The organism is Pelagibacterium xiamenense, from assembly GCF_021166475.1.
Classification (GTDB): Bacteria; Pseudomonadota; Alphaproteobacteria; order Rhizobiales; family Devosiaceae; genus Pelagibacterium; species Pelagibacterium xiamenense.
The window spans coordinates 315300-335374 of record NZ_JAJOYS010000003.1; the positions used below are offsets into that span (position 1 = coordinate 315300).

Here is a 20075-nt window from a genome sequence, read left to right on the forward strand (position 1 = left end):
CCGGATGCGTGTGTTCGGGCAAGAGATCCATTTACGCGGAAACTCATGGGGCTACTCGTCAACTCGTCTACTCGATGCAATTAGAGTAAACTTGTTAAGGTAAAGACGAGCTTAAGGCGCTGGCGCCGAATAGAGCTAAAGCATCCGCGAGCGGCCAGGCGTCAAAGGCGGCAGCCTGACCGTACCGATTTCGGTTTCGACGAAATCGTCGTCGGCCCTCTCGATTCGCAAAATCGCCTGTTTCTCGGTGGCCGGTCCAAGCGGTAGGACCGCGATCCCGCCGTCGGCAAGCTGCTCGATGACATCCTCGGGAACGTCGGTGACCGAGCCGGTGAGGAGAATGCGGTCGAACGGTGCCTGCTGCGCGAGGCCGTTGAAACCGTCCTCATGCAGCCCGACAATGTTGGTGTAGCCAATAACCCGCCAGTGCTCGAGGGCGACGGTAGCGAGCGCACGATACTTCTCCAAACTGAATACACGCCGCGCCATACGGGACAACAACGCAGCCGAATAGCCGGAGCCCGTCCCCACCTCAAGCACCTTGTTAACGCCCTGGGGTTCGAGCCCCGCAATCAGGCCCGCGAGAATGGTCGGTGAGGTGATTGATTGCCCACACGCGATCGGCAGCGAACCCTCGCGATAGGCATATCGGGCGAACTGTTCGGGCACGAACACCTCGTGCGGCACGATTTCGAACGCTCTGAGAATGTCGGCATCCGTGATGCCGAGTTGCCGAAGGTGCAGGATCAGGCTGGCCCGCGCTTCGAAGAGTTCGGCTGGGCCGTCGTGGTCCTCCATGCTCACACGCGCGTGCGTCCGGAGAACGGCAACCGTCCATCGTACCGCTCGATAAGGGCCATATCGGTCTGCTGCAGCAGCAAAGGCGTCACCGTTATCGCGTTGTCTTCGTGCAGGATATGGAAATCCGCGCTCGGGTCCAGAGGTTTGGGCGTCTGAAGAATGGCGACGAAGTGTTTTCCCGCATTGTCGCTTGGATAGAGCTCGAATGGTGAACGCGAAAAACGCTGATGCGGCACGAGACGGATGCCGCTGACGTCTTCGGGGAGGCAAAGCGGGAAATTGACATTGAAGTAGGTCTCTCCGCCCCGCGCGAGCGCAAGCACCGATTCGACCGTCTCCGCCCCGAATGCGCGGGCACATTCCCAGCTGATTTCGTCGCGGCCGTTCGAATAGTCCATCCCCTGGCTCAGCGCGATGCCGATAGCACCGTGAAGCGCGCCCTCGCGCGCGCCCGCCGCTGTCCCCGAGCAGTGGACGATATCACCAAGATTCTGTCCGCGATTGACACCGGACAGCACAATGTCCGGCTTCTTGTCCTTGAGAACATGCGTTACGCCGGCGACGACGCAATCTGCCGGCGTGCCATCGAGCGCAAAGATCCGCTCGCCGCGCTCTTCGAGCGCAATCTCATAGCCGAATGTAAACCGATGCCCTGTTCCGCTCTGATTATGTGCAGGCGCAACGACCCACACGTCATCTGAGAGCGAAAGCGCAATCTCTCGCAAAACGGCAAGTCCCGGCGCATCCACGCCGTCATCATTGGTCAAAAGGATGCGCAAGGGCCTCTCCTATCCACCTATGGTCTCTGTTCCCCCCATATAGGAGCGCAGCGCTGGCGGGATTGTGACGGAGCCGTCTTCGTTCTGATAGTTCTCCAGAACCGCGACGAGCGTCCGCCCGACAGCCAGCCCGGACCCGTTGAGCGTGTGGACGTAGCGCGGTCGACCGTCCCCATCCCGGTAGCGCGCATCCATGCGTCGCGCCTGAAAATCGCCGCACAGGGACACCGAGGAAATCTCGCGATAAGCATTCTGCCCCGGCAACCAAACTTCGATGTCGTAGGTTTTCTGTGCGCCGAATCCCATGTCACCCGTGCACAGCGTGACGACCCGATAATGCAGCCCGAGACGTTTCAGAATTTCCTCGGCACAACCGAGCATACGCTCGAGCTCATCGCGCGAGGTTTCCGGCGTCGTGATGGAAACCATCTCGACCTTGGTGAACTGATGCTGCCGAATCATTCCGCGTGTATCGCGCCCTGCAGATCCGGCTTCCGAGCGAAAGCACGGCGTCAGGGCCGTAAGCCGCAACGGCAGTTCGCTTTCGGCCAAAATCACCTCGCGTACCGTGTTGGTCAGGGGAACTTCAGCTGTCGGGATGAGTGCAAGCCGTCCGTCGCCGTGACCGGCGAAGAAAAAGTCGCCGTCGAACTTGGGAAGCTGACCCGTTCCGTACATGGTTTCGTCGCGCACGAGCAGCGGTGGCTGGATTTCGGTATACCCATGCTCGAGCGTCTGAACGTCGAGCATGAATTGCCCTAACGCCCGCTCCAGACGCGCAAGTTGACCCTTGAGAACGACAAACCGGCTGCCCGAGAGCTTGGCCGCCGTCTCGAAATCCATCGTTCCCCACGCTTCGCCGAGCTCGTAATGCTCCTTGGGCTTGAACGCGAATTCGGGTTTGGCCGGTCGCGTCGTCTCACCCTCGTTGGCGCGGAAATAGGGAACGTTGTCATCCTCGTCGGCACCCTCCGGCACCTCTTCGAGCGGCAGGTTCGGGATGACCGACAGCGCTTCACGCAACTGCTCGGTCAGTTCCCGCTCGCGGACCTCGAGATCGCCAAGCGTCTCCTTGAGCGCCTTGACCTCGGCCATGAGCGCTTGGGCTTTCTCCTCATCCTTCTGCGCCTTGGCCTGCCCGATCTGCTTGGAGGCAGCGTTCCGCTTCTCCTGAACGGTGTTGAGCTCGGTCACCACGGACCGGCGCTCATCGTCGATCGCGATGAGGGACGACGCCTGCGGTTCCATCCCGCGCTTCTTTAGCGCGGCATCGAAGGCCTCAGGGTTGGCGCTGATCCATTTGATGTCGAACATGTTCCTGGTCCGGTTGGCGTGAATTGTCGGTCGGTTGCACAATTTGCAACCGCTCGTGCCTAACCGAGCCCGTGTGGAAAGACAAGCCGCCCAGCGGAGGGCTAGCTTTCGAGGTCCTTCATCAATCGCCCTCTTTGGCCAACCGCCGCTTTTCAATGAACCTCACCGCGATGATCGAAAGCTCATAAAGGAGCAGCAACGGGATCGCCAAACCGATCTGGGAAATCGGATCCGGCGGCGTGAGGAACGCAGCGAGGGTGATCACGACGACCACGGCATATTTGCGCCAGCGCTTGAGGTCTTCGACACCGATCAACCCGACCTGGGCAAGGAGTGTCAGGATGACGGGAAGCTGGAAGCAGACGCCGAACGCGAGCAGGAGCGTCATGGTGAGCGACAGGTATTCGGAGACCCGTGTCACCATTTCGATCGTTACGCCGCCCGTGTCGGTTTGCTGCATCCCGAGGAAGAAACGCAGCGCAAGCGGCATCACGCCGTAATAAACCAGCGCCGCGCCAGCGACGAAGCAAACCGGAGTCGCAATGAGATAGGGCAGGAATGCCAAGCGCTCGTTCTTGTAAAGACCCGGCGCGACAAACAGGTAGATCTGGCTTGCGATCACCGGAAAGGCGAGAAAAATCGCCGCGAACAGCGCGACCGACAGCTTCGTGAAGAAGAATTCCTGCGGGGCCGTATAGATCAGCCGGACGTCTTCAGGGCTTCCCGCTGCCGAAATGAACGGTCCCAGAAGGAAATTGTAGATATAGTCAGCGACAAAAAAACACCCGACGAACAAAACCGCGAGCGCGATGACAGAATAGATCAGCCGCGTGCGCAATTCCGCGAGATGCTCGATCAGGGGCGCCTCGCTTCCCTTGAGTTCATCCTCACGTGTGGACGTGTCGGACCCGATGGCCTTCTGCTCGGACTCGGTTGCGGCCATGGTCTAGTTTTCCCCCGAATCCGGCGAGGCGGCTGTCTCCGCCTTGGCCCGTGCCGCCCGGCGTTGAGGAGCCTTGCCAGCGGCCGTCGTGCGTTTTGCCGGCTTGGCACTGGAACCGGCCGATGCTCTCGCCGACTTCGTCTCACCTTTGCCCGATGACGTTCGGGATGTCTTGGTGGATTTGCCTTTCGTCGCGCCCGACCCCGATGATTTCGCCTTTGCCCCCGACGGGACAGGTTCCGCGCCGCCGGAGGCCACCGAAGTTTTCGTTTCGGACTTTACAGCGCGCGGAGCCGCTTTTCTGGCCGATGGTGCTGCAGCCTTGGTTCTGGCCGGCGCGTTGCCGCTGTCGGTCTCGTTCGCCTCGATCCTGGCAGGCGTCATCCCGGCGCGCGCACGGATCTCATCGGCGACGCTTTCCTTGCCGGGTTCGGAAGGCTTCAGAGTGCCCGTAGGCTCAACCTTTCCACTCCGGATCGCGTTGAATTCGCGATTGATATCCTGCGAGGTTTGCCGAAGCGGCTCTGTGACCGAGCGCTTGACCTCCTTGACCTCGTCCAGAGCGATAGCCTTGTCGATCTCGCGGCGGAACTCGTTACTCATGCGCCGGACGGTACCCATCATGCGCCCCAGATTGCGCAACATCACGGGCAGGTCCTTTGGCCCCACCACGATGAGCACAACCACGGCGAGCACGAGCATTTCGCTCCAGCCTAGGCCAAGCATCGATTGCTATCCTTGTCTGGCGCCAAGGGCGCCGAAATCACGCGTCTTTATTGCGCTCGGTGTCCTTGGCCTCGGACATCGCAGCGTCGGACTTCGACGACTGATCGATTTCGGCCACCGGCTTCTCGTCATCAGCCATGCCCTTGCGGAAGGCCTTGATGCCCCCGGCAACCTCGCCCATCAGGCTGGAAATCCGGCCGCGACCGAAAAGCAGCAACACGACGACTGCGATGATAAGAATGCCCCAGGGTCCTGGATTCATGTAAACGCACCTCCTGTGGTCGACCGGATAATCCGGCCAACGGGTTTGCCTTGAGAGATATTGTCAATTAGCGCCGAAAACAAGGACGAGTTGCCCAAAAGCGATGCTCAGTTTGCCGCATGGCAAATATCGTGAACGCTTATTCGCGCGCGTTTTCGTCCTCCTCGACGGAGATATCTTCGTCCCCGACATCGTCGGGATCGAGCGGATCCTCGTCCTCGCGCAGCCCGCCATCATGTGGCAGCGGCACCTGAAAGCTCGGCGGAATGCGGCTCGAGAGCAGCCCTGCGCCCTTGAGTTCCTCAAGACCAGGCAAATCGCCAAGCGTCTCAAGCCCAAAGTGATCGAGGAATGCCTCGGTCGTACCGTAGGTCACAGGCCGGCCCGGCGTGCGCCGCCGCCCGCGCATACGCACCCACCCTGCTTCCATCAAAACATCGAGCGTCCCCTTCGAAATCGAAACGCCGCGCACTTCTTCGATTTCGGCCCTGGTCACCGGCTGATGGTAGGCGATGATGGAGAGCGTTTCGAGCGCGGCGCGCGAAAGCGGCTTGTTCTCGGTTTCCTCGCGGCGCAACAGGAAATTGAGATCTTCGGCAGTCCTGAATGCCCATTTGCTGCCCCGGCGCACCAGATCGATTCCACGCGGCGCATAGATCTCCTGCAATTCCAGCGCAAGCGCCTCGGCGTCGGCCCCGTCGCTGAGGTACGGCTCGATCTCCGAAAGCGCCACCGGTTCGGACGAAGCAAACAAGAGGGCTTCCATAATCCGCAGATTGCGGGCATGGAGCTCCATCCGCTCCTCGGCCTTGTCCTGTTCGTCCATCAGTTGCGCTCGTTCTGGCGCCGCCGCACCATCAGTGGTGCGAAGGCCTGGGTCTGGCGCAACTCGACCTGACCGAGCCGCACAAGTTCGAGCGAAGCGGTAAAAGTCGAGGCCAGTGCCGTCGTCCGCTCCTCGGGTTTTGCCAGGTACTCCGTGAGGTAGGCGCCGAGCGAGACCCATTCGAGACTCTGCCCGATCAGCCGCTCGAGAATCTCGCGCGCCTCCTGCAACGCCCAGACCGTACGCTGTTTTGGCGTGTAGTCAGGGGGGATATTCCGCTCGCGCTGCGCCGCATAAGCCCTCAGGAGCTGGTAAAGATCGGCTTCCCAAAGGCTGTGCCGGGTGATCGAGACCGGCTCCGGCATACCGCGCGCGAAGACCTCGCGGCCAAGGCGGGCGCGATTCATCAGCCGCTCGGAGGCCTCCCGCATCGCCTCGAGCCGAGCGAGACGAAATTGCAGCATCGCCGCCATTTCCTCGCCGCTCGGTTCCTCGTCATCGGCTTGTTGGGGCACCATCAGCCGGCTCTTGAGATAAGCAAGCCACGCCGCCATCACCAGGTAGTCGGCGGCGATCTCGATCCGCTGCTTCCGAATCGTTTCAATGAAGGAGAGGTACTGCTCGGCCAGCGCCAACACCGAAATCCGAGACAGATCGACCTTCTGCTTGCGTGCCAGGTCCAATAGCAGATCGAGGGGGCCTTCGTACCCGCCCACATCGACATACATCACAGCATCCGGTTCGGGCGCCGGATTGTCTTCGAACCAGCTGTGCAAAGGATCGGCCATTAAGGGCTCACGATGGGCAGGAACACGCTTTGGGCGAGCATTGCCACTCCCCCCGCACGCGTCAAGCCTTCTGGCAATCGGCAGGCTAGTTGTTCAGCACGAAACAGTCGCCGCCCTGCCCCTTGATCGCATCGCAAACGGAATTGGCATCCGCCAGCGTTGGCTGTGGCAGCCGAACCCGGTAGTAAATACCGCGCTCGCCAAGATCGACACGGCTGACCTCCGGAACAGCGCCATTGAACAAAGGCCCATACCGCGACTGGAGGTCGCTGACCCCGGCCCGCGCCACCTCTTCGCTGCGCTGCGAGGCAAGTTGTACCCAGGCTGCGGGCTCGCTGCCGCTGCCGGCTACAGAGGTCGTCGTCGCACTCGGTTGCGCCGCCGCAACAGTTGTTGCGGGTGTGGTCGCAGTGGTGTCGACCGCCGCGGCGATCTCCGGCTGGCCTTCGTTACCAGCCGGACTCGAGCTGGTGGGCGTCGTGGCATTGGATGCGACGAGGCCTTCTGGCCGCGGTATCGGCCGCGGAGCATTCGGATCGTCAGCGCTCGCGGCGGCATCGCCGGCCGGTGCCTCTGCGGTCTCTGCAAGTGAAACATTGGGGTCTGCGGCCGGTGCCGGGGCGGCGGCCGCCGTATCTTCACCAATCGCCGCCACGATGGCGTCGCCGATCGGGTCTTCGCTCGCTGCACTATCGGAAAGCGTCGGCACATTGGGCCGATCGACGGGTAGGACGGTCCCTCCCGCAACGCCGTCATCGGAACTCACGATTGTGCCATCCGGACGCACTGTCACAGTGCGGACTGACCGATTGACCAGTTCGCCCGTACCATCCTCGCTCGTGATGAGGTTGGAGACGGCGTTGCCGGTCACACCACCGGTTTCATCGCGCGAAACAAGCGCTTCGCCCTCATTGGTCGCAGTCCCGGACATTTCGTTAAAGACCACCGAATCGCTCGCCGCCGATGCTGTCACGGCTTCTTCCGGCTCTTCCTTGAGCGGCCCGGCTTCTGCCGTCAGCACAGGCGGTTCGCCGGATTCCTGCTGCGGCGAGAAGAACAGGACATAGGCGCCGCCGATCAAAGCGAAAATGACCGCGCCCGCCAGCGCAGGCACGACGATGCCACTGGACCGCCGGCGCGCACGTGCCGGGGCAGCTGCAGCGACCCGCCCATCGTCGCCTCCTTCAGCATAGGGCTCGTCAGCCCGCTGAGAAAAATCCGCTTGGTTCAGATCGGGCATTGGCGGCTCTATATCTTGCCGCGCATGATCGTTGCGGCTGCGCGCCTCTCGCGCGATCCGCATCGAATCCTCGGCGAAATCCACAGCGCGTTCGACTGTCTGCGGATCCTGATCCTCGCCCAAAAAAGCAGAACGTACCCGACGACCGCCGGTCCCCGATGCGCTCACACGGGCTGCTTCGCCGATCAACGCTTCGATCTCGCTGAGAGGATCGCGTCCCGACGACGCATCGCGACGTCCGGAGCTATGGGCGGTTGCAGCCATGTCGGGTGAAACGCGGGAGACGGGACCGCTCGCCGCAACGGGTGGGGCCTCGAACAGGTCGCCTGCGCCATCACTCCGGTCAGCATCAAACCTTCCGGCCTCGGCGCCTACGATGAGGTCCGCGATCGGATCATGGTCAGGTTGCTGCGCCGCTTCACCGCTGCTGGGTTCGCGCTCGGCCTGCGCAACCTTGTGGGCCGTACCGAAACCGAAATCGAAGACAGGCATAATGTCGTCGTCACTGCCCGATCCTTCAGGCGCGACGCTCGCATTTGTGCCGGCGCGCTCGTCACGTCCAGCGCCCTCCTCCTGCGCCTCAGGTTCGTCTGCGATGACCGGCTCGGATCGTTCGGCCGCAAAACCAGGCTCGGTCCGCCGCTGTGGCGCCCGGGCATTGCCGGGTCGCGCATCCTGGGCCACCAATCGCGCCAGTTCCGCAATCAGATCGTCAGAGGTATCCTCATCCGCCGATGTTTGCCGTTGCTTGGAAGTGTCCATAAGAGCATCGCCCCGGTTCGTCTTTGCCCAAAGCTGCGCAATAGTGTGAGCTTAATCGGGCACTTGTCCACAGCAATGCGCCTTAATTATGAAAGCTCTTTCGGCGCGCTGACGCCAAGCAAACCAAGACCATTGACAAGGACCTGACGCACGCCATCCACAAGCGCGAGTCGTGCAACCGTCAGTGTCGGATCGTCTTGGTTAACAAATCTTAAACTTGGATTTTCCTTACCCTTTGCCCAGAAGGCATGCAGCAGCGCCGCAAGCTCATGCAAATAGAATGCGAGCCTATGCGGCTCGTGCGCGCGTGCCGCTGCCGCGACCTGGCGCGGCCAAGACCCGATCATGCGCATCAATTCGATTTCATCTGAGCTCGACAAAAGCCCCAGGTCCGCCTCCAAAAGCGCCTCCGGCGACACATCGAGCTCGGGCATGTCCTTTTCCGCATTCCGGAAAACCGACCAGCACCGCGCATGCGCGTACTGGACATAGAAGACCGGATTGTCCCGTGTCTGCTCCTTGACCAGGGCGAAATCGAAGTCGAGCGGCGCATCGTTCCGGCGGAACAAAAGCATGAACCGCGTCGCGTCGGGTCCCACCTCGTCGACCACGTCCGCGAGCGTCACGAGGTCGCCGCTACGCTTGCTCATCTTGACCGGCTCGCCATTGCGCAACAGCTTGACGAGTTGGCAGAACCGCACGTCCACCTTGGCGGTGCCGCCCGAAACGGCCTTGACTGCCGCCGCGATCCGAGACGCATAGCCAGAATGGTCAGCGCCGAGCACGTCAATCAACGTCGTATATCCTCGCAACACCTTGCTCCGGTGATACGCGATATCGGCAGCGAAATAAGTGTAGCTCCCGTCCGACTTGATCAGCGGCCGGTCGACATCGTCGCCGAACTGACTGGCACGAAACAGCGTTTGCTCGCGATCCTCCCAGTCTTCCGGTGTCTTGCCCTTGGGAGGCTCGAGTCGGCCCTCGTAGATGAACCCTTCGTCCCGCAACCAGGCCAGAGTCTTTTCGATCTCGCCGCCGGCGCCGTGCAGCGTTTTTTCGGAGAAAAAGACCTCGTGCTCGATATTGAGCTTTCTAAGGTCATCCTTGATGAGTTCCATCATCGCAGCGAGAACATGCTGCTTGACCGGAGCCAGCCATGCACTCTCGGGCTGATCGAGCAGAGAATTTCCGAATTCCTCAACCAGTGCCTTGCCGACGGGGATCAGATAGTCGCCGGGATAGAAGCCCGATGGGATTTCGATCGCCTCGCCAAGCGCTTCCCGGTAGCGCAGGTAGGCCGAGCGCGCGAGTGTATCGACCTGAGAACCGGCATCGTTGATGTAGTATTCCTTGGTAACGTCATAGCCCGCGTAGCTCAGAAGCGACGCGAGCGCGTCTCCGAACACAGCGCCGCGCGTATGCCCCACATGCATCGGACCGGTCGGGTTTGCCGACACGTACTCGACATTGACCTTCTCGCCCTGCCCCACCTTGGAACGGCCGTAGTCTCCCTTAAGCCGGGCAATGGAAGCAAGCACCTGATGCCAGATTTCGAGCTTGAGCCGGAAATTGAGAAAACCCGGTCCCGCGATCTCGACCGAGGCGACATCCTCGTCTTTCTCGAAATGTGTAGCAAGCGCCGCCGCAACCTCCCGTGGGTTCTTGCCCAGCGGCTTGGCGACAACAAGCGCCGCGTTGGTCGAAAGGTCGCCGTGCGCCGGATCGCGCGGCGGCTCGACCACGACGCGCGCCAAAATGTCCGCGTTGCCCTCGAGCTCGGGAAAGCTTGCGATCAGCGCATCGGAGACGCGCCCCTCAAAAAGGGCAAAAATATCCATTTCGAACCTGGGTAAAATAAGCTGTCGATCGTCCGCGAGCGGGTTAACGGAATTCCGGTCTGGCGTCAAACAAACGCTGGTGCTCGTCCAGGGCGAACGGATCCGTCATTCCGGCGATGAAGTCACAAACAATCCTCGCCCTGTCTTTGTCCCCCGCGGCGGCTGCAAACGCCTGCCCCCATCGGCCCGGCATATCGCCTGACTTGAGATAAGTACCGAAGAGCCGCTGCACGACCGACTCGCTTGCGCGAACCGGACGCATGACGTCCTCGCTGCGATAGACCCGCGAGAACATAAAAGCCTTGAACGCCCGTTCCTCGTCAGCGATGCCTGCCGAGAACCCGATCAGCGTCTTTCCGCAGTGGCGTACTGCGTCCGAGTTCTCCGGCGCAGTACGCGCAATCCGCGCTTCGCTTTCGGCGATAACGTCCTCGATCGTCCGCGTAATCAGTCGGCGCTGAACCTCGTGAATCTGCCGCCCACGCTCAAGATCCGGCCATTCGCGCAGCACCTCGCCAGCGATCGGACCGACCATTGGCACGTCGACAAGATCGTCGATTTGCAGCAACCCTGCCCTTGCTGCATCGTCGATGTCGTGCGCGTTGTATGCGATGTCGTCCGCGATCGCCGCTGCCTGAGCCTCGAGGCTGGCATGACTCCAAAGCATCAGGTCCTCTAGTGCCGGGATCGCGTCAAGTCCGGCAGGGATACCCTCGCGCTCATAGCGTCCTGCGGGATTGCCGTCCCGGTCCATAAGCGGACCATTGTGCTTTAATATCCCCTCAAGCGTTTCCCATGTGAGATTGAGCCCGTCATGGTCGGCGTAGCGGTTCTCAAGCACGGTGACGACGCGCAGCGCCTGCACATTGTGATCGAATCCACCCCAGGGCGCCATGCAGTCTGCCAGCACGCGCTCCCCAGCGTGCCCGAACGGTGTATGTCCGAGGTCGTGCGCAAGCGCAATGGCCTCAGCCAGATCCTCGTTGAGTTGCAGCGCCCGCGCAATCGAACGCGCGATCTGACTGACCTCGAGCGTATGGGTCAGACGTGTGCGGTAGTGATGCCCTTCATGGTGCAAAAACACCTGAGTCTTGTGCTGCAGGCGCCGGAACGCCGCCGAATGGATGATCCGATCGCGGTCGCGTTGAAAGTCCGAGCGTGTCGGGCTGGCGCTGGGCGCCACCAGGCGTCCACGTGTTTTTGCCGGATCGGACGCATAGGCCGCCAGGCCGATTCCAGATTGCACCACGTCTGCCTCTTTTCAGCGCGCGCCAATGTTCTTATGTTACAGGAGCCCACGCAATTTGCGTGTGACATCAACCGGGTTACCAGAGCCATGTCCGACGTCCAACTCTCTTCTAGCGAAGTCGTTTTGACAGAACGCGCCGCAAAGCGCATCCGCCGCATCCTTTCGAAAGAAGACGCCGGCACGGCGTTGCGCATTTCGGTATCGGGCGGCGGCTGTTCGGGATTTCAGTACGAATATGACCTCGTCAAGGAAGCACCCAATGACGACGATCTTGTTCTGACCCGGGACGAGGCAACCGTTTACATCGATTCGCTCAGCCTCGAATTCATGGGCGGCGCGGAGATCGATTTCGTAGACGACCTCATCGGCCAGTCGTTCCAGATCAAGAACCCGAATGCGGTTGCGTCCTGCGGGTGTGGAACGAGCTTTTCAGTTTAGACTCGCGCAAACCCCGAATTAGCGCTGGCCGCACGACATTAGCCTGCGCTACGGTCCCGCCTTGAGCAATGAGGGCCGTATGAGCATAGAGTTTCTGCTGACGTCAATCGTGGTCGTCCTGCTTCCGGGGACCGGCGTGGTTTATACCCTTGCCATCGGCTTGGGGCGCGGCTTCAGGGCAAGCATCGCTGCGGCGCTGGGGTGCACCTTGGGCATCTTGCCTGCTGCACTCGCCAGCATTGTCGGTCTTGCAGCGATCTTTCATACAAGCGCGGTTGCGTTCACGCTCATCAAGTACGCCGGCGCCGCCTACCTTCTCTACATGGCCTGGAGCATCCTCCGCGACAACAGCGCTCTGACCGTCAGCGCTGAGCGCGCGCCAGTGAGCCTGCGGCGCATCGCGACAAGCGGCTTGCTGATCAATATCCTCAATCCCAAGCTCTCGCTGTTTTTCCTCGCTTTCCTGCCTCAATTCGTTTCGTTCGAAAGCGCAAACGCGACTGCGATGATGCTTATCCATGCGCTCGTCTTCATGGCCATCACGTTCGTAAGCTTCGTCGGCTACGGCGCCTGCGCGGCGCTGGCGCGGGACTATGTCATCTCCCGCCCGAACGTTTTATCCTGGCTAAAGCGGGGATTCGCCGGCACCTTCGGCTTCCTGGGCTTGCGCCTCGCCCTTACTGAAAACTAGACCCCGGACGGCCCGATGCGCATCGCAACCTGGAATGTTAACGGCATCAACGCACGACTTCATGGCGTCCTCACCTGGCTCGACGAGGTTAAGCCCGACATCGTCGGCTTGCAGGAAATCAAGTGCATCGATGAGAACTTCCCGCGGGCAGAATTCGAGGCGCGCGGCTACAATGTCGAAACGCACGGCCAGAAGGGGTTCAACGGCGTAGCCCTGCTCTCGCGCATTCCGTTTGACGAGGTTCATCGCGGTTTACCGGGCGACGATACAGACGAGCAAGCCCGTCTGATTGAAGGTGTATTTTCGACCGAAGGCGGCGTGGTGCGCGTGTGCAACATCTATTTGCCCAACGGCAATCCCGTCGAAAGCGAGAAATTCCCCTATAAGCTTGGTTGGATGGATCGCCTGCACGCGTTTGCGCGCACTCGGCTCGCCTTCGAGGAGCCCTTCATCCTCATGGGTGACTTCAACCTGATCCCTACGGGCCATGACTGCCACGACCCGAAGGTCTGGTGGGGCGACGCGTTGTTCCGCCCCGAAAGCCTCGAAAAATTCCGAGCGCTCTCGTATCTCGGCTTGACGGACGCGTTACGCGCGACGACCGACGATGCCGCCTATACGTTCTGGGACTTCCAGGGCGGCGCCTGGCGGCGCAACAACGGGATCCGCATAGATCATCTGATGCTTTCGGCCCAGGCCGCGGACCGTTTGAAAGCCGTCAAGATCCACAAAGACCTCCGCAGCTGGGACAAGCCGTCCGACCACGTTCCCGTGGAAGGCGATTTCGCCCTGACGGCGATCAACGCCGCCGCCTGAGCACATCGTCAATATCCGGCGAACTGGGCACCAAGCATATCGGCAGCGCTTTGTGCCGCCGAAACGTTCTGTTCCGACGTGCCCGCCTTGGCGGTTTCGGCCAACTCGGTGATCCAGCTTTCCTCGCCGGTACCGGCCGCGTTGCGCTGCGCCAGGATCAGCCACATCAGCCCCTCGACGGGTTGGCTTTCAATACCTTCACCACGGACGAGCAGGTCGCCCAGACGCGCCTGAGCGCCCGGGTGCCCCTTACGCGCTGCAAGCGATAGCCAGCGCGCGCCCTGAAGCGGGTTGACGCCAAGCTGATCGGGATCAAGATAGAGTAGACCCGCCCGATACTGCGCGTCCGCATCGCCGAAATAGGATGCCGCGTGCAAAATCAGGTTCTGCGCGTGGCGCTCATCGACTGCAACGCCCGCGTCGGGCACGCCATTGAGGTAGTATTCGCCCATCTTGACGAACGACTGCGCGACGATATCAGCGTCAAGCGATCGTGGCGGCGCATCCGCGTTTTCGTTGGCAATCTGGGAAAAATACCGGAATGCCTTGGCTGGATCCTTTTCCACGCCAACACCCGACTCATACATCAGCCCGAGCTGCCACAGCGCGATCGGCTGACCAGCCGCCGCCGCATTCTCAAGCGCGGAAACAAGACTGTCTCCGCTCAAATCCATTGTCGCGCTGTCGAGCATCAGGGCGAGTTCGTGCGCCGCGTCAGCCGCGCTCTGCGCGTAAACGGGCACACCAACTCCAGCCATCCAAGCTCCCGAAAATGCCGCAACCGCGATCGCAACACTTCTCATTATCGGCATCACACACCTTCTTATCCCCGGCGCAAGCCACGCTCGCATGCCGGAGCGGACCACATTTCCGGAGTACTCAACCGTCTCGTTTCGGTCGGCAAGTACGCTGCCTGCCGCCCACCTGTTAATTTTGTTTTTGTTCTTTTCGATCCGCCGGGAAAGTTCCGCGGCGAAAACCCGCCGTCTGGCCGACCAGACTGCCTTATGGGCCACATGCCGCACCGGCCACGCTGTAAATGCAGAATAATTGGCTTTTGTGTCGGGATTAGAGCGAACTATGGGCACATTGGCGGCGACAATCGGCTCGCGCCGCCGCAATTGGCCGCCCCTGAAATCCGCGCTCGCAGTTCCTGTCGTCAACCGCTTCTCCCGCCATCCGCTCTAGCCACATATGACAATGAGCAAACCGTTTTCGCGCACGGGACAACAGATCTTGCAGCGCCCATTCGCGCCCAAGACAATCCGCCCGCCCAGCCGATGTTGTCCGGCTTGTTTGGGGTCAGATTGTGGCACTGCGGGTTACGGAAAGATGACTCGCTGTCCGCCCGGCACGACTCATCAAAGACTGTAGTAAATTTGCCACAAATGGCAGAGACCCGGCGTCATTGCCGCCGGGCCCCATGTCTGACCGGGCGCATCGCCGCGTCAGCTCAACCGCTCAAGCGCGTTTTCGAGCTTCTCGCGCCGTGCGACCGCTTCGGCCAGACGGCTACGCTGTTCCTCAACAACCTCGTCGGGTGCTTTTGCCAGGAACTGCTCATTTCCGAGCTTCTTTTCGAGCCCGGTGATCTCGCCGTCAAGCTTCTTGATGTCCTTGGCAAGTCGGCTCTTTTCCGCGTTGATATCGATCAGGTCAGCCAGAGGCAGCGCCCACGTGGCCTCACCTACGACAAACAGCGCCGAACTGTCGGGCGGAGTATCGGCACCCGAGATCTGGGCCACACGCCCGAGCCGCGCGATCGCGGACTCGTGGATGCCGATGCGCTCCTTTGTGGTCGCGTCACCGCCAACCACCACGAGTGGCACCTTGGCGCCTGCGGGCACGTTCATTTCGGTGCGCACCGAGCGGATCGCCGAGATGACCTCCAAAAGCCAGCCCAGCTCCGCGCTCGCCTCCGGGTAGTCGAGCCCGTTGAGCTCTGGCCACTCTGAAAGCATAAGATGCCCCGCCCGCGCAGGCCCGACCTTGCCGGTTTCAGCCCAAAGCTCCTCGGTTACGAACGGCATGAACGGATGCAGCATCTTCAGGATCTGATCCAGGGCCCATGCCGCACTCGCCCGCGTTTCGGCCTTCGCCCTCGCGTCATCGCCCGAAAACACCGGCTTTGCGAGCTCGACATACCAGTCGCAGAAGGTGCCCCAAACGAAATCGTAGGCGTAGTTGGCCGCCTCGTTGAACTTGTAGCCCTCGATCGAACGGGTAACGTCGGCGACGGCGCGCGACGTCGATCCCACGATCCACTGGTTGAGCGATGTCTCGACCGAGCGAGGATCGAACCCGTCGACCCGCACACATTCGTTCATCTCAAGGAAGCGCGCTGCATTCCAGAGCTTCGTAACGAAATTGCGGTACCCTTCGACCCGGCTGATTGCCAGCTTGATGTCGCGCCCCTGAGCCGCCATGGCCGCTAGCGTAAAGCGCATCGCGTCGGCCCCATAGGACTCGATCAATTCGAGCGGATCGATGACATTGCCCTTGGTCTTGCTCATCTTCTGGCCGTGCTCGTCGCGGACCAGAGCATGGACATAGACGGTCGAAAACGGCTCCGTCCCCATGAAATGCAGCCCGAACATCATCATACGAGCGACCCAGAAGAAGATGATGTCGAAAGCGGTCACCAGAACGTTGGTGGGGTAGTACCGCTCCAGTTCGGGCGTCTGGTCAGGCCATCCCAGGGTCGAAAACGGCCAAAGCGCCGATGAGAACCACGTATCGAGCACGTCAGGATCGCGCGTCAGTTCGACGTCTTGCCCATAGTGCGCCCGTGCGCTCGCCAAAGCTTCTTCTTCACTGGTTTCCACAAAATAGTGTCCGTCCGGACCGTACCAGGCGGGAATCTGGTGTCCCCACCAAAGCTGGCGCGAAACGCACCATGGCTGGATGTTCTCGAGCCATGAAAAATACGTGTTCTCCCAATTCTTGGGCACGAACGACGTCCGCCCCTCCTTGACCGAGGCAAGAGCGGGCTTGGCGAGTTCGGCGGCATTCACGAACCACTGATCTGTCAGATAGGGTTCAATTACGACCTGCTTGGACTTTTCGTCGTGGGGAACCGCGATAACCTTGGTTTCGACCTCGACAAGAAGTCCGGCATTCTCGAAATGCTCGACCACTTTGCTACGGGCCGCGAAACGGTCGAGGCCCTGATACGTCTCCGGCCCATTCTCATTAATCGCCGCTTCGGTCGTAAAGATATTGATCGGTTCAAGCCCGTGCCGAGCGCCGACCTCAAAATCGTTGAAATCGTGCGCCGGCGTAATTTTGACCGCCCCGGTTCCTTTTTCGGGGTCAGAATACTCGTCCGCGATGATCGGAATCCGACGCCCGACGATCGGCAGTTCGACAAACTTGCCCAAAATGGGCGCATAGCGTTCGTCTTCCGGGTGGACCGCTACAGCGACATCGCCCAGCATGGTCTCGGGCCGCGTTGTCGCCACCACGATATGGTCGCGTGTCTCATACTCGGTCGGCCTGCCCTCTTCGTCGAAGGCGACAGGGAATTCAAAGGTCACGCCGTCGGCGAGCGGATAGCGCAAGTGCCACATGTGCCCCTTGACGTCGATGTTCTCGACCTCGAGGTCCGAAACCGCCGTTTGCAGCCCCGGATGCCAGTTCACCAGGCGCTTGTCGCGATAGATAAGCCCTTCCTTATAAAGCTGCACGAAAACCTTGAGCACGGCTTTGGAAAGCCCCTCGTCCATCGTGAAGCGTTCGCGCGACCAGTCGCAAGACGCACCGAGCCTTTTGAGCTGGTTGAAAATGTTCCCGCCGCTCTCGGCCTTCCACTCCCAGACTTTTTCAAGGAATTTCTCGCGCCCGAGTTCGCGCCGCGTTGGCTGCTGGGCTTCCATAAGCCGCCGCTCGACGATCATCTGCGTAGCTATACCCGCATGATCCATGCCCGGCTGCCAGAGCACGTCCTTGCCGCGCATGCGTTCGAACCGGACTAAAATATCCTGAATGGTGTTGTTGAGCGCGTGCCCGACATGCAGAGATCCCGTGACGTTGGGGGGCGGGATGACGATCGTGTAACTATCCGCGCCAGGCTTTTTCCCAGCCCCCGCCGCGAAGGCGCCGGCGGCCTCCCATTCCTCGTAAATGCGCCCCTCAACCGTTGCCGGCTCGTAGGTCTTTTCGATCATGAATGAAATACCTGTCACAGAAACAGCCCGCCCCAACATTGGGACGGGCGCAATCTAGGATTTTGTAAGTTGTAAAGCCAAGCCGCGCGCAAGAGTCAACCGCGGCGGCACCCCGAAGAGCGAAATCAGTTCCCGCCGCGCGAAACCCGTTCGATTTCCTGCGTAACGATCCGCTCCACCATCGTGGGCAGGTTCTCGTCCAGCCATTCCTTGAGCATGGGCCGCAGCATTTCGCGGATCATTGCCTCGATCGTCAGCCCGCTGGCGCCAAGCGGCATTTCGGGCGAAAGCTTCTGCGTATTAAGCTTCGAGAACGCACCGCGGACCGCTGCCTGCGTAGCGGGTTCGAGCAGCTCATCGGCAAGATCGCTGCTCAGGCTCTCGTCCGGCATCGGTGCCCCTTCGGATACGCGCGGTTGCGCCTTCGCCGCAGGTTCAGGGTCGTCATCCTGTTCGAAAGCGACATCGTCGGGCACTACAAGTCCGGCAGCAGCCTCGAGACTCTCCGCAGACGGCATTTCCGCGTCAAGCGCGCCGAGATCATCGTCCTCAGCGGGGCCTTTCACTGCCTCCTCGGCCACGATCTGCTCTGGAGAGAGTTCCAGGGGCACGACCGCCTCATCATCGTCGTCGCTGAACGGATCAATAAGCGGCTCCTCCGACTTCACTTCCGGCGCCGGCGACGGCTTTTCCGGCTCCGGAGCGGGTGCCGGGCTCGCTGCAACCGGCTTGGCGGACGCAGCAGGTGTAGCCGGTGTCTTGCTTGCCGCTTCATCGTCGTCGGCAATGATCTGCCGAATGGACGACAGGATCTCATCCATTGTCGGTTCTTTGGATGCCGGCTGATTCATCGCTGCCCCGCTCGGAAATGGTCCCGCCTCGCGCCGGACCGATACTCTACAACTGAAACGCCTCAAGACGGCGCGTCCGTCTTTGATTCGCTTTACAATACATTAACGTAGCGTCGCATTGCAAAAAACGCCGCTCTGCGGTGCAAGCGGCGTTCTTCCACGAAAAACTGACGATCTTCGCCGTAAAAGGGCCTAGCGCAGGCCGGACCAACTATCGGTCGGCGCCGCGCTCGGGGTAATCGGTGCCCCTTCGGCGTCGCGCGGCTGCACGGCAAGCTGCAGATCGGCCGCCGTCAGCTTGCCCATAGCCGAGATCAGCGAAAACGTTGCGATATTACGCTGCGCCTGCGCAGAGACGAGCGTTTCCTCCGCTATGAGAAGGTCGCTTTGCGCGTCAAGAACATCGAGTGTCGTCGCCTGCCCGACTTCGCTCTGGTCGACAACCGCCTGCACGGCCAGCCGGCTGGCGGCAACTGCCGCCGTCGCCGATTCAATCTGTGCGCCAGCGGTCTGCATGCCGGCCCAGGCCTGTCGTACCGCTTCAACGATTTGATCGCGGGTCACGAACGCATCAAGCTCGCTTTGCATGCGCCCGATATTTGCCAGCTGGATCGAGGGATCACGCGTCGGCGTATAGATCGGAATGGAAAGGCTCAGCGTCACGCTGGCCGAGCTTGCGGTGGAACCGGAGGTAAATCCGTTTAACCCCGCCTGCCCCTGCACCGAAACGTTCGGGCCGAACCCGGCCCGCGTCTGCTGCGCTTCGAGCTGGGCGGACCGGATCTGGGCCTGAGATGCGAGAAGCCCTGGATGACCGCTGGTTGCGATGGAAAGCGCGGCGTCCATCGACGACGGTAGAAGATGCGAGACCCCCATGCCGCCCGAGAGATTGCTGGGCGCGTGTCCGACATAGCGCTCGTAAGTCGCTTCGCTGGTCCGCAGATTGTTGACCGCCGCCTGATAGTTCGCGCTCGCCTGCGCTACTGCGCTTTCAGCCTGCGCAACTTCGAGCCGCGTCCCCTCGCCGAGTTCGAGCCGGTCTCGAGCCGCCTGCAACTGTGCGCGCACAAACGACAGGTTTTCCTGACGGATCCCGACGATCCGCTGGTTGGAAATGACGTTATAGTAAGCCGTAACGACATTGAGCAGCACGTTCTGCTCGGTGTTCGTCGCAGCATGCGTCGCTGCGTCATAGTCGGCCTCCGCAACCTGAATGCCAAGCTGGCTGGCGCCGTTATCGAACAGTGTCTGATTGTAGCTGAGCCCCAGGGAGACGGTGTCGTTGAAATTCTCGCCGGGTATCTGCGGCGTATCGGTCCAACTCGCTTGATAGCTGCCCGACGCACCAACGGTCGGCAGCAACGAGCCTTCCGCCGATCTTATGGCTTGCCGCGCCGAGCGCACGGAAAGGAACGCGGACGCGATCTCGGGGTTGTTGGAGTAGGCGTAAGCCAAGGCCTCCGGCAACGATTCCGCTTTTACGGCCAAGGATGTAGCAGAAACCAGAAGCGCAGCCGCGCTCACACGAAAGACATGAAAAATCGACATAACAACCGCCTCCAGCGCGCGGCTAACGTAAGGCGCC

At 61.0% G+C, this 20075-nt stretch carries 18 protein-coding genes; 3 read left to right on the forward strand and 15 right to left on the reverse strand.

Going from position 1 to position 20075, the window contains the following annotated elements:
- Positions 1-135: 135 nt before the first annotated feature.
- The 11 genes from LSG43_RS14220 to LSG43_RS14270 form a co-directional block, all read right to left on the reverse strand.
- Positions 136-798 carry a protein-L-isoaspartate(D-aspartate) O-methyltransferase gene (locus LSG43_RS14220; RefSeq protein ID WP_231805690.1) on the reverse strand — a complete coding sequence of 221 codons (663 nt, stop codon included), beginning with the start codon at positions 796-798 and terminating at the stop codon, positions 136-138.
- A 2-nt stretch (positions 799-800) separates the two neighbouring features.
- Positions 801-1580: a 5'/3'-nucleotidase SurE gene (gene surE, locus LSG43_RS14225; protein ID WP_231805344.1), complete on the reverse strand. Its 780-nt coding sequence runs from the start codon at positions 1578-1580 to the stop codon at positions 801-803.
- A gap of 9 nt (positions 1581-1589) precedes the next feature.
- Positions 1590-2894 (reverse strand): serine--tRNA ligase, encoded by a 1305-nt coding sequence (gene serS / locus LSG43_RS14230; protein WP_231805346.1) that lies wholly within the window; start codon positions 2892-2894, stop codon positions 1590-1592.
- Positions 2895-3015: 121 nt separating this feature from the next.
- The gene (tatC, locus tag LSG43_RS14235) at positions 3016-3837 is read right to left on the reverse strand and encodes a twin-arginine translocase subunit TatC (protein ID WP_231805348.1); all 822 of its coding nucleotides are present in this window, start codon (positions 3835-3837) and stop codon (positions 3016-3018) included.
- Between the two features lie 3 nt (positions 3838-3840).
- Complete coding sequence (tatB, locus tag LSG43_RS14240; RefSeq protein ID WP_255714408.1) at positions 3841-4563, reverse strand: Sec-independent protein translocase protein TatB; 723 nt, start codon at positions 4561-4563, stop codon at positions 3841-3843.
- Positions 4564-4600: 37 nt separating this feature from the next.
- Positions 4601-4825: a twin-arginine translocase TatA/TatE family subunit gene (gene tatA, locus LSG43_RS14245; protein WP_231805352.1), complete on the reverse strand. Its 225-nt coding sequence runs from the start codon at positions 4823-4825 to the stop codon at positions 4601-4603.
- A 139-nt stretch (positions 4826-4964) separates the two neighbouring features.
- On the reverse strand, positions 4965-5651 hold the full coding sequence (gene scpB, locus LSG43_RS14250) for an SMC-Scp complex subunit ScpB (RefSeq protein ID WP_231805354.1): 687 nt from the start codon (positions 5649-5651) through the stop codon (positions 4965-4967).
- Entirely contained in the window at positions 5651-6439 is a 789-nt protein-coding gene (locus LSG43_RS14255) for a segregation and condensation protein A (RefSeq protein ID WP_231805356.1), read from the reverse strand. The genes scpB and LSG43_RS14255 overlap by 1 nt, the downstream gene beginning before the upstream one ends.
- Before the next feature lie 85 nt (positions 6440-6524).
- Positions 6525-8171: an SPOR domain-containing protein gene (locus LSG43_RS14260; RefSeq protein ID WP_231805358.1), complete on the reverse strand. Its 1647-nt coding sequence runs from the start codon at positions 8169-8171 to the stop codon at positions 6525-6527.
- A gap of 356 nt (positions 8172-8527) precedes the next feature.
- Complete coding sequence (argS, locus tag LSG43_RS14265; protein WP_231805360.1) at positions 8528-10279, reverse strand: arginine--tRNA ligase; 1752 nt, start codon at positions 10277-10279, stop codon at positions 8528-8530.
- A gap of 43 nt (positions 10280-10322) precedes the next feature.
- The gene (locus LSG43_RS14270) at positions 10323-11528 is read right to left on the reverse strand and encodes a deoxyguanosinetriphosphate triphosphohydrolase (RefSeq protein ID WP_231805362.1); all 1206 of its coding nucleotides are present in this window, start codon (positions 11526-11528) and stop codon (positions 10323-10325) included.
- Between the two features lie 87 nt (positions 11529-11615).
- Here LSG43_RS14270 and erpA point away from each other — a divergent pair, with 87 nt between their 5' ends.
- The 3 genes from erpA (at position 11616) to xth (ending at position 13473) form a co-directional block, all read left to right on the forward strand.
- Positions 11616-11966 carry an iron-sulfur cluster insertion protein ErpA gene (gene erpA, locus LSG43_RS14275; protein ID WP_231805364.1) on the forward strand — a complete coding sequence of 117 codons (351 nt, stop codon included), beginning with the start codon at positions 11616-11618 and terminating at the stop codon, positions 11964-11966.
- Between the two features lie 79 nt (positions 11967-12045).
- Positions 12046-12657, forward strand: coding sequence for a LysE family translocator (locus tag LSG43_RS14280; RefSeq protein ID WP_231805366.1), 612 nt, complete (start codon positions 12046-12048; stop codon positions 12655-12657).
- Positions 12658-12672: 15 nt separating this feature from the next.
- Positions 12673-13473, forward strand: coding sequence for an exodeoxyribonuclease III (gene xth, locus LSG43_RS14285; protein WP_231805369.1), 801 nt, complete (start codon positions 12673-12675; stop codon positions 13471-13473).
- Between the two features lie 8 nt (positions 13474-13481).
- Here xth and LSG43_RS14290 read toward each other — a convergent pair whose 3' ends face one another.
- The 4 genes from LSG43_RS14290 to LSG43_RS14305 form a co-directional block, all read right to left on the reverse strand.
- Entirely contained in the window at positions 13482-14231 is a 750-nt protein-coding gene (locus LSG43_RS14290; protein WP_231805371.1) for a tetratricopeptide repeat protein, read from the reverse strand.
- Positions 14232-14921: 690 nt separating this feature from the next.
- On the reverse strand, positions 14922-17639 hold the full coding sequence (locus LSG43_RS14295; protein ID WP_231805373.1) for a valine--tRNA ligase: 2718 nt from the start codon (positions 17637-17639) through the stop codon (positions 14922-14924).
- Between the two features lie 125 nt (positions 17640-17764).
- On the reverse strand, positions 17765-18460 hold the full coding sequence (locus LSG43_RS14300) for a DUF2497 domain-containing protein (protein ID WP_231805375.1): 696 nt from the start codon (positions 18458-18460) through the stop codon (positions 17765-17767).
- Positions 18461-18682: 222 nt separating this feature from the next.
- Positions 18683-20038: a TolC family outer membrane protein gene (locus tag LSG43_RS14305; RefSeq protein WP_231805377.1), complete on the reverse strand. Its 1356-nt coding sequence runs from the start codon at positions 20036-20038 to the stop codon at positions 18683-18685.
- Between the last annotated feature and the right edge of the window lie 37 nt (positions 20039-20075).